This window comes from Roseateles sp. Mitsp63 (genome assembly GCF_059491535.1).
In genome coordinates, this window is record NZ_CP168509.1 from 5861717 (window position 1) to 5876409 (window position 14693).

A 14693-nucleotide genomic window follows, 5' to 3' on the forward strand; every position below is an offset into this window, starting at 1 on the left:
GGGATTTCCGGTAGGAAGGGGATGCTCAAGCCGCGGTGCGCGCGGTGCTGAAGAAGCCCACGGCCTGCACCAGCCGCGAGCTGCTGTCGCGCAGCGAGTCGGTGGAGCGGGTCAGTTCGTCGACCAGCGTGGTGTTCTGCTGCGTGGCGCGGTCCAGTTCGTTCATCGCGTTGTTCACGACGCCGACGCCAGCCGCCTGCTCCTGGGCCGAGTGCGAGATCTCCTCGATCAGCTGGCCCATGTTGTTGACCTCGTCGACCACCGAGCGGATGGTCGCGCCGGCGTTGTTGACCAGGGCGGTGCCGTTCTCGACCTTGACGGACGATTCCTGGATCAGCACCTTGATCTCCTTGGCGGCCTGCGCCGAGCGCGAGGCCAGCGCGCGCACTTCCGACGCGACCACCGCGAAGCCCTTGCCGTGCTCGCCGGCGCGGGCCGCTTCCACGGCCGCGTTCAGCGCCAGGATGTTGGTCTGGAAGGCGATGCCGTCGATGACGCCGATGATGTCGCCGATCTTGCGCGAGCTGGCGCTGATCTCTTCCATCGTCGACACGACCTGGCTCACCACCGTGCCGCCGGCCGAGGCCGACTGGCGCGCCTTGGTCGCGATGCTGGCGGCCTTGCGGGTCAGTTCGCTGGCGCCGTTCAGGTTGGAGGCGATCTGCTCGACCGAGGCGGCGGTGTTCTGCAGGCTCTCGGCGGACCGCGCGGTGCGGTCCGACAGATCGACGTTGCTGCCGGCGATCTCGTTGGAGTTCTGGGCCACCTCGCCGGCCGCGGCGCTCACGCTGGCGACCACGCCGGACAGCGCGGTCTGCATGTCGCGCATCGCGTGCAGCATCTGGGCCAGTTCGTCGGAGCCTTGCACCTCGATGTGCTGCGACAGGTCGCCGGCGCTGATCGCCTGCGCCGCGTCCTTGGCCTTGCGGGCCGGCACGATGATGGAGCGGGCGATCGTCAGGCCGCCGACACCGCCGATGAGCACGGCCACCACGACCAGCGCGGCCGTGATCAGGATCGACTGGTTGGCGAGCTTGGCGCCGTTCTCGGCCAGATCGCGGCCGTTGGCGAACTGCAGCTCGACCAGGCTCTTGAGCGCGTCCTGGTAGTCCTTCTGCGCGGGACGCACGTCCTTGATCAGCGCCTCGCGGGCCTCGTCGGGGCTGCCGTCCTGCTGCACCTTCAGGAACTTGGACACCGAGTCCACGAACTTGGCCTGGAAGTCGCGCACCTTGGCCGCGAGCTCCTTGTCCTTCGCGTCGGAGACCTTGCCCTCGAGCTCGGTCAGCTGCTTCTGGCCGTCCTCGAGCGCCTGGGCGATGTCGGCTTTCTGGCGCTTGATCGCGTTGGCCGTGTCCAGCAGCAGCAGGTCGCGCGAGGCGCGGGCAATGACGTTGACGTCGCTTTCCAGCGCGTTGGCCAGCGCGATCTTCACCAGGCTGGAGTCGGCCGTCGTGCTCAGGTCATGGGACAGGCGGCTGGCGTTGTGGGCGCCGAAGGCGCCGATCACGATCAGCAGCAGGATCAGCAGCGCGTAGCTCAGCGTCAGGCGCTGGCCGATACGCAGGCGGGACAGAAACGACATCGATTCCCTCGCAACGATTGAGTTATTGAATGACCGGTCCGCGAGACATCCGCTGGCGCTCGTGACGCTGGCGGGGCGGACCGACCATCGGCTTCGGCGCGATCATCGTTGGACTTGATTCGGGTAATCCATGCCGGTTTTCGGGGCTCGTGAATTCTGACGCGGCACTTGCAACTGAATGCAAACGAGCGTTCAACCCCCTTGGTAGAAGCCCTAATACGGCGCACGGCGCGGTTTCACGAAAGCTGCACAGTCGTTCGCGAAGTGCGGGGCAAGGCCTGGTACCCGCGCCGTAACCGCGCGGCGCGGATGGGTGCGAGGGTCAGGACTTGCCCGGGCCGGCGGGCACCGGCGGATCGGCCGTGTCCTCCGCGACCTCGACGCGATCGCGGCCGGCCTGCTTCGCGCGGTACATCGCCGCATCGGCGCGGCGCAGCGAGTCCTCGATGCCGGCGTCATCGGCGCGCAGCACCGTGACGCCGATGCTGACGGTGTACGAGATCGTCGGCTCGTCCCCCGCCTTCAGGTCCTTCGCATCGATCGCCACCGGCATCGACGCGATGCGCTCGCGCAGCCGCTCCGCGAAACGGCGCGCGCCGGCCAGGTCGGTGTGGGCCAGCCCGACGACGAACTCCTCGCCGCCGAAGCGGCCGGGCAGATCCACGTCGCGCGAGGTCGCCTTCAGCACCTGTGCCAGCGCGCGGATCACGGCATCGCCCGCCGCGTGCCCATGGCGGTCGTTGACCGACTTGAAGCGGTCGATGTCCAGCATCAGCAGCGCGGACGGCGTGCGGTAGCGGCGCACGGTGCGCAGCAAGGCGCGCAGGCCTTCCTCGGTCGCCATGCGGTTGGCCAGTCCGGTGAGCCCGTCGGTGCGTGAGCGCTGCTCGAGTTCCGCATTGACCTTGGCCAGCTGCGTCACCAGCGCCTCCGTCGAGCGCAGCCAGCGCGACAGCGCCTGATAACCGAACTGCGCCACGAAGAGCACGATCAGCGTGAAGACCCAGAAGAAGACCCAGGCGGTGCTGAGCATGGCCCGCGAGGCCTCTTCCAGCCGCGGCCAATCGTGGCTGCCGAGTGCCGCGCGCAGCTGCAGCGACCCCAGGCCCAGGCTGATCAGTCCATACCCCAGCACCGCGAGCACGATCGCGAACAGCAGGCCCAGGCCCATGGCGCGGCGGCCGCTGGGCGGCGGCGTGAACAGCGCGGGCCGGCGCAGGATCCAGCGCGACAGCCGCGGCCAGGTGAGCGCCATGAGCGGCCCGCCGAGCAGCACGCTCTGCAGGAAGGCGCCCAGCCACCAGCCCTGCCAGATCGGCAACTGGCGATAGGCCGGCAGGTCGTGGCTGAAGTTCCAGATCAGGGCGCCGGCCGAGCTGAAGACGGAGGCCACGAAGCACAGCGGCACGAAGAACAGCCAGGCGCGCAGGCTGCGCAGCCCGCGCGCGGCGCCCACGGCGCGGTAGCCGAGCGCCAGCACGCCCAGGCCGAGCGGATTGGCGCACGCGAAGACCGCGGCCCAGGCCGGCGCCATGCCGGCGTCCACGGCCAGCACGAAGGTGGCCAGCCAGGCCGGCACCGCGCCCCAGCGCCAGCCCAGGCTCAGCGCCCACCACAGGCACAGGGGGATGGGCGGATAGAAGGTCAGGAAGACGGTGACGCCGCCCAGGTCCACCGGCACGCCGGACCATGCCCGCCGCACCGCGAGCACCCCCAGCACGACGCAGGCCGCGAGAGTCGCGAGCCAGCCGCCGAGGATCCAGCGGCGCTCGACCGGCCGGCCTTCGCGCCACAGCGCCCGGACCGACAGGCTGCCCGGGGTCTCGGGCACCAGGTCGGCGGGACGCTGCAGCGGGTTCATGGCTGCCCCAGTTCCCCGGGAGCGGGCGGCGTCGGCCCGGGTCTGGCCCGGGTGCCGAAGATGGCCGAGCCGACCCGCACCATCGTGGCGCCCTCCAGGATGGCGGCGTCCATGTCGGCGCTCATGCCCATGCTGAGCGTGTCCAGGCCCAGGCCGAGGTCCGCGTTCAGCGCGGCCAGCAGTTGCGCCAGCGCGCGGTGCGGGCGGCGCTGCTCGTCCAGCGTGGCGGCCGGTTCCGGGATCGCCATCAGGCCGCGCAGGCGCACCCGGGGCAAGGCGGCGATGGCGCGGGCGGCTTCGGCCACCTCGGCCGGCGCCAGGCCGCTCTTGGTGTCCTCGCCACTGATGTTGACCTGCAGGCACAGGTTCAGCGGGGGCAGCCCGTGCGGGCGCTGGTCCGAGAGCCGCTGCGCGATCTTGAGCCGGTCGACGCTGTGGACCCAGTCGAAGCGCTCGGCCACGACCCGGGTCTTGTTGCTCTGCAGCGGACCGATCAGGTGCCACTCGACGCGCGCGCGCAGGTCGGCCAGCGCGTCGATCTTGTCGACGCCCTCCTGGACGTAGTTCTCACCGAAGCGGTGCTCGCCCGCCGCGAATGCTTCTCTCACATCCGAGGCCGGGAAAGTCTTTGTTACCACCAGCAGCGTGACGCTGTCCACGGGCCGCGACGCCTGCAGGCAAGCCCGCTCGATGCGGCCATGGAGCTGTTGTATGTTCTCGGAGATCGTCGCCATAATCGCCAACGCTTTTTTTCCATCCCATGGACATCACCCAACTGCTGGCATTCTCGGTCAAGAACAAGGCCTCCGACCTCCACTTGTCCGCCGGGCTGCCGCCCATGATCCGCGTCCATGGCGACGTGCGCCGCATCAATGTCGAGGCGCTCGAGCACCGCCAGGTGCACGACATGGTGTACGACATCATGAGCGACGCCCAGCGCAAGATGTACGAGGAGACGCTGGAATGCGACTTCTCGTTCGAGATCCAGGGCCTGGCGCGCTTCCGCGTCAACGCGTTCAACCAGAACCGCGGCGCCGGCGCCGTGTTCCGGACGATTCCGAGCAAGATCCTGACGCTGGAGCAGCTCAACTGCCCCAAGGTCTTCACCGAGCTGGCGATGAAGCCGCGCGGCATCGTGCTGGTCACCGGCCCGACGGGCTCGGGCAAGTCGACGACGCTGGCCGCGATGGTCAACCACCTCAACGAGAACGAATACGGCCACATCCTGACCGTCGAGGACCCGATCGAATTCGTCCACGAGTCCAAGAAGTGCCTGGTCAACCAGCGCGAGGTGGGTCCGCACACGATGAGCTTCGCCAACGCGCTGCGCTCGGCGCTGCGGGAAGACCCGGACTGCATCCTGGTGGGCGAAATGCGCGACCTGGAAACCATCCGCCTGGCGCTGACCGCCGCGGAGACGGGCCACCTGGTCTTCGGCACGCTGCACACCTCGTCCGCCGCCAAGACGGTGGACCGGATCGTCGACGTGTTCCCGGCGGCGGAGAAGGACATGGTCCGCGCGATGCTGTCGGAATCGCTGCAGGCGGTGATCTCGCAGACGCTGTGCAAGACCAAGGACGGCAGCGGCCGGGTGGCGGCGCACGAGATCATGCTGGGCACCTCGGCGATCCGGAACCTGATCCGCGAGAACAAGATCGCGCAGATGTATTCGTCGATCCAGACCGGCAACAACCTGGGCATGCAGACGCTGGACCAGAACCTGACCGAGCTGGTGCGCCGCAACGTGATCTCGCCGGCCGAGGCTCGCGGCAAGGCCAAGATGCCGGAGAACTTCCCCGGCTGACGCGCTGCGCCGCGGCCTGGCGCCGCGGCCCGCTTCTTTCCCACGACGACTAGACAGACCGGGCCCCGGGTGACCGACCGGCGGCCGGCACAGAGGACAGGACCCCGCCATGGAACGCGATCAGGCCACCAAGTTCATCAACGATCTGCTGCGCCTGATGGTGTCGCGCAAGGGTTCCGACCTGTTCCTGACGGCGGAGTTCCCGCCCGCGATCAAGGTCGACGGCAAGGTGACCAAGGTGTCGCCGCAGCCGCTCACCGGCCAGCACACGCTGCAGCTGGCGCGGGCCATCATGAACGACAAGCAGGCGGCGGATTTCGAGCGCGCGAAGGAATGCAACTTCGCGATCTCGCCGCAGGGCATCGGCCGCTTCCGGGTCAACGCCTACATCCAGCAGGGCCATGTGGCGCTGGTGCTGCGAACCATTCCGCAGACGCTGCCGACGATCGAGTCGCTGGACCTGCCGCATGTGCTGAAGGACGTCACCCAGACCAAGCGCGGCCTGGTGATCCTGGTGGGCGCCACCGGCTCGGGCAAGAGCACGACGCTGGCGGCGATGGTCGACCACCGCAACGAGACGACCTACGGCCACATCATCACGATCGAGGACCCGGTCGAGTTCGTGCATCCGCACAAGAACTGCATCGTCAGCCAGCGCGAGGTCGGGCTCGACACCGAGGGCTGGGAGCAGGCGCTGAAGAACACGCTGCGCCAGGCGCCGGACGTGATCCTGATGGGCGAGATCCGCGATCGCGAGACGATGGAGCACGCGGTGGCCTTCGCCGAGACCGGCCACCTGTGCATGGCCACGCTGCACGCCAACAGCGCCAACCAGGCACTGGACCGGATCATCAACTTCTTCCCGGAGGAGCGCCGCGCCCAGCTGCTGATGGACTTGTCGCTGAACCTGAAGGCGCTGGTGTCGCAGCGGCTGCTGCCGCGCCAGGAAGGCAAGGGCCGGATCGCGGCGGTCGAGATCCTGCTGAACACGCCGCTGATCTCGGACCTGATCTTCAAGGGCGAGGTGGGCGAGATCAAGGAGATCATGAAGCGCTCGCGCGAGCTCGGCATGCAGACCTTCGACCAGGCGCTGTTCGACCTGTACGAGATGGGCAAGGTGACCTACGAGGACGCGCTGCGCAACGCGGACTCGGTCAACGACCTGCGCCTGCAGATCAAGCTCAACAGCGAGCGGGCGCGTAGCGGCGATCTGTCGTCGGGCACGGAGCATCTGACGATCGTCTGAGGGACACTCCACGGGTCTTCATCCACCCGTGACAGGTCCCCCATGAGCAGCATCGGCCAGCGTTCCTACGAATCGACCCCGCCCCTTCGCGTCGCCTTCCTGGGCCTGGGCGTGATGGGCTTCCCGATGGCGGGCCACCTGGCCAGGGCCGGGCAGCAGGTCACCGTCTACAACCGGACCGCGGCGAAGGCGCAGGCCTGGGTCGGCGAGTTCGGCGGACAGGCGGGCGTGACGCCGCGGGAAGCGGCCAAGGATGCGGACATCGTGTTCTGCTGCGTCGGGAATGACGCGGACCTGCGCTCGGTGGCGCTGGGCGCGGAGGGCGCGTTCGCCGGCATGAAGCCGGGCGCGGTGTTCGTCGACCACACGACGGCGTCCGCCGAGGTGGCGCGGGAGCTGTCCGCCGCGGCGGGTGAAGCAGGGCTGCATTTCATCGACGCGCCGGTGTCCGGCGGACAGGCGGGCGCGGTGAATGGCGCGCTGACCGTGATGTGCGGCGGCGAGGAGGCAGTGTTCGAACGGATCCGTCCGTATGCGCTGCACTTCGGCAAGGCGGTCACCCGCGTCGGCGAGGCTGGCGCCGGGCAGCTCGCCAAGATGGTCAACCAGATCTGCATCGCGGGCATCGTCCAGGGGCTGTCAGAAGCGATCGCCTTTGGACAGAAGAGCGGCTTGCCCATGCCGCTGGTGCTCGATGTCATCGGCAAGGGCGCGGCGCAGAGCTGGCAGATGGACAACCGCGGCAAGACCATGGTCGACGACAAGTTCGACTTCGGCTTCGCGGTGGACTGGATGCGCAAGGACCTCGGACTGGTGCTCGACGAGGCGCGCCGCAATGGCGCGCGGCTGCCGCTCACGGCGCTGGTCGACCAGTTCTATGCCGACGTCCAGGAGATGGGCGGCGGGCGGTTCGATACCTCGAGCTTGATCAAGCGGCTGCGCTGATCACGGGCGCGCTGGCGCTTTGCGTCGGCTGGTGGCCCTCACCCCTCCCTCTCCCACTTCGCGGGAGAGGGTGTAAGACGAGCCGGACGGCGCAGTAGACCCCCTCGCCCCCGTCAGGGGGAGAGGGAAGGGGAGAGGGGCCTCGTGCCACAGCGCTGCTGCCCTTCGAAGCACCCCCTCTCCCCTACCCTCTCCCCCCTCGCGGGGGGCGAGGGAGTTCATCACTGCGGCGCCTGGCGCGTAAGGCGTGGATCAGCCCGGCTGGCGCTGCGCGTCCAGTCCCCCGCCCAGCACCTTGTACAGCTGCACCTGGTTCTGCAGCTGCGCGAGCCGCACCTGCAGCGCGAGTTGCTGCGCCGCGAAGCTCGCCCGCTGCGCGTCCAGCAGATCCAGGCTGGACGCCGCGCCATTGCGATAGCTCAGGTCCACCAGCTGCAGCCGCGTCGCTTCCGCCTGCGCCTGCGCATCCTGGGCGCGCAGCTGCTCATCCAGCGTCGCCCGGCCGGCCAGCGCGTCGGCCACTTCCTTGAAGGCCGTCTGCACGGTCTTCTCGTACTGGGCGACCGCGATCTCGCGGTTGGCCCTGGCCGCGGCGACGTTGTTCTTCACCCGCCCCGCATCGAAGATCGGCATCAGCGCCGATCCCGCGATGCTCCACGCGCTCTGGCTGAACAGATCCTTCAACGCGCTGCTCGCCGTCCCCACGCTGGTCGTCAGCGTCAGGCTCGGGAAGTAGGCCGCGCGCGCGACGCCGATGTTGGCCTCGGCCGCCACCAGCTGCTGCTCGGCCTGCCGCACATCGGGCCGGTCCACCAGCACCTGCGACGGCAGCCCCGCCAGCAGCGCGCCCATGGTCTGGTCGCTCAGCGGCCTGGCCGCTGGCAGCGACTCCGGCAGCGTCTGCCCCACCAGCAGCGTCAGCGCGTTCATGTCCTGCTGGCGCGTGCGCTCGGCCTGCGCCAGCGTGGCGCGCGCCGATTCATAGGACGACTTGGACGTGCTCAGGTCCAGGTTGGACGCGGCGCCGTTGTCGAACTTCAGCTGCATCAGCTTGAGGCTGTCCTCCCGCGTCGCCAGCGTCTGCCGCGTCAGCGCGAGCAGTTCCTCATCGGCCTGCACCGCCAGGTAGGCCGAGGCCACGCCCGCCACCAGGCTGATCTGCGCCGAGCGCGCCGCCTCGCCCGTGGCCAGGTACTGCGCGAAGGACGCGGCGCTCTGGTTCCTGACGCGGCTGAACAGGTCGATCTCGTACGAGGTGATCTGCAGGCCCGCCTGGTACACGCTGACGATCTTGCTGTCGCCATTGGCCGTCGTCTGCGGCCCGCGCTGCGCCGACAAGCCGGCGTTGACCGTCGGCCAGCGGCTCGCCGCCGTGACGTTGGCCTGCGCCCGCGCCACGTCCACGTTCAGCAGCGCCACGCGCAGGTCGCGGTTGTTCTTCAGCGCGAGCTCGATCAGCTGCTTGAGCCGGTCGTCGCGGAAGAACTGCTGCCACTGCAGCTCGGCCGCCGCCTTGGCATCGGCCGATTCCGCGCCCGCGCCCTGCGGCCACTGCGGCGCCACCGGCGCCTCGGGGCGCTGGTGATCCGGCGCCAGGTTCACGCAGCCGGCCAGCAGCGCCACGGTCGCGGCCGCGGCGGCCATCACAGAAAGTTTTCTCGTCATCATGCTCAGACTCCGTCCGCGTTCTTCGCGGCTTCGATGGCCTTGCCCGCGTTGGGCCCGTCGAGCTCATGCGCGTACATCTTGCGCTGGCGCTCGCTGCCCTTGAAGAAGCGCCGCACCACCAGGAAGAACACCGGCACGAACACCACCGCCAGCAGCGTCGCCGTCACCATGCCCGACAGCACGCCCGTGCCGATCGCGCGCTGGCTCGCCGAGCCCGCGCCGGTGGCGAAGAACAGCGGCGTCACGCCCAGGATGAAGGCCATCGAGGTCATGATGATCGGCCGGAAGCGCAGGTGCGCCGCCTCCAGCACCGACTCCACCAGCCCCTTGCCCTGCGCCTGCAGGTCCTTGGCGAACTCGATGATCAGGATCGCGTTCTTCGCCGACAGGCCGATGATGGTGATCAGGCCGACCTTGAAGTACACGTCGTTGGGCATCTCCCGGAAGGTCGCGCCGAGCAGCGCGCCCAGCAGGCCCAGCGGCACCACCAGCATCACCGACAGCGGGATCGACCAGCTCTCATAGAGCGCCGCCAGGCACAGGAACACCGCCAGCAGCGAGAACGCCAGCAGGATGCCGGCCTGCGAGCCCGACAGCTGCTCCTCGCGCGACAGGCCCGTCCACTCGTAGCCGATGCCCGGCGGGAGCTGCTGGATCATCGACTCGAGCTCCTTCATCGCCTGGCCCGTCGAGGCCCCGGCCGCCGCGTCGCCGGCCAGGCGCATCGCCGGATAGCCGTTGTAGCGGGTGGCCTGCATCTGGCCGGTGATCCAGCGGCTGGACGCGAAGGCCGACAGCGGCACGTTGGCGCCCTGCGCGTTGGTCACGTTGATCGCCAGCACGTCGTCCGGCGTCATGCGCTTGGGCGCGTCGGCCTGCACCACGACCCGCTGCATGCGGCCGGTGCTCGGGAAGTCGTTCACGTACGACGAGCCCAGCTGGATGCCCAGCGTGCGCGCGATCGTGTCGTAGCCCACGCCCAGCGCCTGCGCCTTGTCGCGGTCGATGTCGATCTGCAGCTGCGGCGCGTCCTCCAGGCCGTCCGGCCGCATGCCGGTGATGAGCTTGCTCTTCTGCGCCATGCCCATCAGCTGGTTGCGGGCCTGCAGCAGCGCCTCGTGGCCGAGGCCGCCGCGGTCCTGCAGCCGCAGCGCGAAGCCGGTGGCCGTGCCGAGCTCGGGGATGGGCGGCGGCGAGAGCGGGAAGATGAACGCGTCGCGCACGCCCATCATCATCGCGCCCATCACGCGGCCGGCCAGCGCCTGCGCGGTGTGGTCCCTGCCCTTGCGCTCCTCCCACGGCTTGAGCGGCACGAACACCAGCGCCGCGTTCTGGCCCTGGCCCGAGAACGAGAAGCCGATGACGCCGATGGTGTCGGCCACTTCCGGCTGCTTGTGCAGGAACTGCTCGACCGCGGCCACGGCCGCCTCCGTCCGGTTGGACGTGGCGCCCGGCGGCAGCTGGACGTTGACGATCAGATAGCCCTGGTCCTCGTTCGGCAGGAACGAGGTCGGCATGCGCAGATACAGCCAGCCCACCACGGCCACGATCGCGGCGAAGGCCACCATCATGCTGCCGCTGCGCTTGAGCAGCTTGGACACCCAGCCCTCGTAGCCCTTGGCGGTGCGCGAGAAGCCGCGGTTGAACCAGCCGAAGAAGCCGCGCTTCTCGTGGTGGTGGCCGGCCTCGACCGGCTTGAGCAGCGTCGAGCACAGCGCCGGCGTCAGCGACAGCGCCATCAGCGCCGACAGCGCCATCGACGCCACCATCGCCAGCGAGAACTGGCGGTAGATGTTGCCCACCGAGCCGGAGAAGAACGCCATCGGCACGAACACCGCGATCAGCACCGTGGTGATGCCGATGATGGCGCCGGAGATCTGGCCCATCGCCTTCTTGGTCGCCTCGCGCGGGCTCAGGCCCTCCTCGCTCATGATGCGCTCGACGTTCTCGACGACGACGATCGCGTCGTCGACCAGGATGCCGATCGCCAGCACCATGCCGAACAGCGTCAGCACGTTGATCGAGAAGCCCAGCGCCAGCATCACCCCGAAGGTGCCCAGCAGCGCCACCGGCACCACCAGCGTCGGGATCAGCGTGTAGCGCCAGTCCTGCAGGAACAGGTACATCACCAGGAACACCAGGATCACGGCCTCGATCAGCGTCTCGACGACCTGCGAGATCGAGATCTTCACGAACTTGGACGAGTCGTACGGGACGGTGTAGTCGACGCCGGCCGGGAAGTACTTCTTCAGCTCCTCCATCCGCTTCTTGATCGCGGTGGCCGTGCCCAGCGCGTTGCCGGTGGGCGAGAGCTGCACGCCGATGCCGGTGGACGGCTGGCCGCTCAGCCGCGTGTAGGTCGCGTAGCTCTGGCCGCCCAGCTCGATGCGGGCGACGTCCTTGAGCAGCACCTTGGAGCCGTCGGTGTTGGCGCGCAGCACGATCTTCTCGAACTGCGCCTTGTCCTCCAGCTGGCCCTTGACGACGATGGTCGCCGACATGGTCTGGCTGGTGGTGTTGGGACGGTCGCCGAGCACGCCGGCCGGGACCAGCGCGTTCTGCGACGAGATCGCCGCGTTCACCTCGGCCGGGCTGAGGTTGTACGACTGCATCCTGGCCGGGTCGAGCCAGATGCGCATCGCGCGCTCGGAACCGAACAGCTGCGCCTGGCCGACGCCGGGGATGCGCTGGATTTCAGGAACGATGTTGCGGGCGGCGTAGTCGCCCAGCGCGATCGGGTCCATCGAGCCGTCCTTGGACGCCAGCGTCACGAACAGCAGGAAGTTGGAGCGCGACTTGTCCACGCGCACGCCCTGCTGCGTGACCGCCGCCGGCAGGCGCGGCGTGGCGCGCGAGAGGCGGTTCTGGATCTCGACCTGGGCCAGGTCGATGTTGGTGCCGGACTCGAAGGTCACGGTGATCGAGCCGGTGCCGTTGGCCTGGCTGATCGATTCCATGTAGGCCAGGCCGGGAGCGCCGTTGAGCTCCTGCTCGATGACGGAGACGACCGCCTCGTCCAGCGTCTTGGCCGACGCGCCCGGATACGCCACCGAGATCACCAGCGAAGGCGGCGCCACGGTCGGGTACTGCGCCACCGGCAGTTGGGTGATCGCCACCCCGCCGAAGACCAGGATGAACAGGGCGATCACCCACGCGAAGATGGGGCGATCAATGAAGAAACGTGCCATGTCTTGGATCCTTCCGGAGCGTCAGGCGCTCAGCGGCTCGCCGCGGCGGAAGCCGCCGGGGCCGCGCCCGAGGCCGCCCCGGAGGCGGCGCTCGCCGGGTTGAAGGGCACCGGATTGACCGGCGCGCCCGGGACGAACATCTTCTGGAAGCCGTCGGCGATGACCTTCTCTCCGCTCTTCAGGCCGTCCAGGATCACCCACTGGTTGCCGATCGCGTTGCCGACCTTGACCTTGCGGGGCGCGGGCTTGTTGTCGGGGCCGACCACCAGCACGGTGTCGCCGGTCGAGCCGCGCGTCACCGCCTGCTGCGGCAGCAGCACCGCCGAGGGCAGCTCCGCCTGCGCGACGCGCACGCGCACGTACTGGCCGGGCAGCAGCGCGTTGTCGGGGTTGGCCACTTCGGCGCGCAGCGTGACCTGGCCCGAGGTGGGATCGACCGTCAGGTCCGTGAACAGCAGCTTGCCGGTGCGCGGCAGGACCTTGCCGTCGTCGCCCAGGATCTCGACCTGCGCGGCATTGGCGCCGGCGCTGCGCAGTTGGCCCGCGGCCAGCGCGCGGCGCATCGCCTGCACCTCGTTGGCCGATTGCGTGAAGTTGACGTAGACGCTGCTGACCTGCTGGATCAGCGCCAGCTGCGTGGCGTCCGCCGCGCCGACCAGCGCGCCTTCGGTGACCAGCGCGCGGCCGATGCGGCCGGAGATCGGCGCGTAGACATGGGCGTAGTCCAGGCTCAGCTTGGCCTGCACGAGGGCGGCCTTGGCGGCGGCGACGTCCGCGGCGGCGGCCTTGGCGGTCGCCACCGAGGTGATGTATTCCTGCTGGCTGATCGCCTTGGCGTCGGCCAGCGGCTTGTTGCGCGCGGCCTGGGCCGAGGCCTGCGCCTCGTTCGCCTGCGCCTTGGCCAGCGTCGCGTTGGCGCTGTCGACCTGCGCCTGGTAGGGCGCCGGATCGATCAGGAACAGCGCCTGGCCGGCCTTCACTTCCGAGCCTTCGGTGAACAGGCGCTTCAGGATCACCCCGTTGACGCGGGCGCGGACCTGCGCGGTGCGCAGCGCCTCGACGCGGCCCGGCAGCTCGGTCTGCAGCGCCACCGCCTGCTCGCCCACCGTGACGACGCCCACATTGGGCGGCGGCATGCCGCCACCGCCCGGGCCGCCCTTGCCGGCGGCCTCGTCCTTGCCGCAGGCGGTCAGCACCGCCGCGATCGAGATCACCAGCGGCACCAGATAGAGCATGCGCGCGCCGGCCTTCAGGCCCGGGCGCTCCGACCCCGGCGTTGCTTTTGTCAGAGGGGTAGACGTCACGATGGGATTCCTCTCGCAGTACAGATCAGAGTTGTGCGGCTCGGCGACCACAGGCCGGACCGGGGGGCGACGCAAGGCGACGGGCATCTTGTGGCAAGTCCCGGCCCTTGAGCAACGACGCACCACGCCGCCGCGGATCGACCCGAAGCTGCGCAGTATATACATACATTCATGCATGTATGTTTCCGGTCCGTGCTTCTACAATCACGGCCATGGCCCGCCGCACCAAACAAGAAGCCCAGGAGACCCGCGCCCGTCTGCTCGACGCCGCGGAACAGCTGTTCCATGAGCGCGGCGTGTCGCGGACCTCGCTGCAGGACATCGCGCAGGCGGCAGGCGTGACGCGTGGCGCCGTCTACTGGCACTTCGAGGACAAGGTCCAACTCTTCAACGCCATGATGGAACGCGCCACCATGCCGCTGGAGGAGGACTTCGAGGCCTCCGTATCCCCGGGACCGGACCGGCCATTGGACGACCTGCGGCTGCGCCTGATGAACGTCATGCACTGCGCGGCGTTCAACGCTCGCACACGCCGCGCCTTCGAGATCGCCAACACGCGGGTGGAGTTCGTCGGCGAGATGGCCTCGGTGCGCGAGCGCAAGGTGGCCGCGCACCGCGAATGGACCAGCCACAACCGCGACGCCTTCGACCGCGCCAAGGCGCTGGGCCAGCTGCCGGCGGAGGTCGACTCGCAGCAGGCGGCGATCGGCCTGATGGCGCTGGTGGGCGGACTGCTGCACCACTGGATGCTGGATCCGGAGGCCTTCGACCTGATCGAGGTCGGACAGGCGCGGCTGGAGCATTACCTCTCCTCGTTGACGGTGGCGGTGCCGAACCGCTTCCCGCCGCTGACCGCCGCTGAGCGCGGCGCGCTGGGCGGGCAACCGGTGTGCGCGGCCAGCCGCACGGACGGCGGCGCCGACGGCGGCTCGGGCGTTGACCGGGATCCGAACGAGGCCTGAGCCGGTCCTGGAGGGGTTGTCCATCCTCAGGATGGACGTCAATCCGGTGGAAAGCCCTGCATTCGGGCAGGGTCCCCTGGGGAGAACCCCAGGCTGCGGCGACAATATCGGGTTGCCCACGCCAAAGCCG

At 69.2% G+C, this 14693-nt stretch carries 10 protein-coding genes; 4 read left to right on the plus strand and 6 right to left on the minus strand.

Translation table 11 applies throughout. From position 1 onward, the window contains the following. Positions 1-25: 25 nt before the first annotated feature. The 3 genes from ACEN96_RS25415 to ACEN96_RS25425 form a co-directional block, all read right to left on the minus strand. Positions 26-1585, minus strand: a complete 1560-nt coding sequence (locus ACEN96_RS25415) for a methyl-accepting chemotaxis protein (RefSeq protein WP_495585797.1) — start codon at positions 1583-1585, stop codon at positions 26-28. 322 nt (positions 1586-1907) lie between these two features. Further along, positions 1908-3446: a sensor domain-containing diguanylate cyclase gene (locus ACEN96_RS25420; RefSeq protein WP_495585798.1), complete on the minus strand. Its 1539-nt coding sequence runs from the start codon at positions 3444-3446 to the stop codon at positions 1908-1910. Then, positions 3443-4180: a YggS family pyridoxal phosphate-dependent enzyme gene (locus ACEN96_RS25425; protein ID WP_495585799.1), complete on the minus strand. Its 738-nt coding sequence runs from the start codon at positions 4178-4180 to the stop codon at positions 3443-3445. The genes ACEN96_RS25420 and ACEN96_RS25425 overlap by 4 nt, the downstream gene beginning before the upstream one ends. 26 nt (positions 4181-4206) lie before the next feature. On the opposite strand from ACEN96_RS25425, the gene ACEN96_RS25430 reads away from it, so the two are divergent. The 3 genes from ACEN96_RS25430 (at position 4207) to ACEN96_RS25440 (ending at position 7441) form a co-directional block, all read left to right on the plus strand. After that, on the plus strand, positions 4207-5250 hold the full coding sequence (locus tag ACEN96_RS25430; protein ID WP_343642036.1) for a type IV pilus twitching motility protein PilT: 1044 nt from the start codon (positions 4207-4209) through the stop codon (positions 5248-5250). A 109-nt stretch (positions 5251-5359) separates the two neighbouring features. After that, positions 5360-6496, plus strand: a complete 1137-nt coding sequence (locus tag ACEN96_RS25435; RefSeq protein ID WP_495585800.1) for a PilT/PilU family type 4a pilus ATPase — start codon at positions 5360-5362, stop codon at positions 6494-6496. 42 nt (positions 6497-6538) lie between these two features. Beyond that, positions 6539-7441, plus strand: coding sequence for an NAD(P)-dependent oxidoreductase (locus ACEN96_RS25440; RefSeq protein WP_495585801.1), 903 nt, complete (start codon positions 6539-6541; stop codon positions 7439-7441). 252 nt (positions 7442-7693) lie between these two features. Here the strand turns inward: ACEN96_RS25440 and ACEN96_RS25445 are convergent, their stop codons facing one another. The 3 genes from ACEN96_RS25445 to ACEN96_RS25455 are packed head-to-tail and all read right to left on the minus strand — an operon-like array spanning position 7694 to position 13532. After that, on the minus strand, positions 7694-9109 hold the full coding sequence (locus tag ACEN96_RS25445; RefSeq protein WP_495585802.1) for an efflux transporter outer membrane subunit: 1416 nt from the start codon (positions 9107-9109) through the stop codon (positions 7694-7696). A 2-nt stretch (positions 9110-9111) separates the two neighbouring features. Continuing rightward, the gene (locus tag ACEN96_RS25450; RefSeq protein WP_495585803.1) at positions 9112-12297 is read right to left on the minus strand and encodes an efflux RND transporter permease subunit; all 3186 of its coding nucleotides are present in this window, start codon (positions 12295-12297) and stop codon (positions 9112-9114) included. Positions 12298-12326: 29 nt separating this feature from the next. Next, positions 12327-13532, minus strand: a complete 1206-nt coding sequence (locus tag ACEN96_RS25455; protein ID WP_495588687.1) for an efflux RND transporter periplasmic adaptor subunit — start codon at positions 13530-13532, stop codon at positions 12327-12329. 281 nt (positions 13533-13813) lie between these two features. On the opposite strand from ACEN96_RS25455, the gene ACEN96_RS25460 reads away from it, so the two are divergent. Further along, positions 13814-14563 carry a TetR family transcriptional regulator gene (locus ACEN96_RS25460; protein ID WP_495585804.1) on the plus strand — a complete coding sequence of 250 codons (750 nt, stop codon included), beginning with the start codon at positions 13814-13816 and terminating at the stop codon, positions 14561-14563. The last annotated feature ends 130 nt before the right edge of the window (positions 14564-14693 follow it).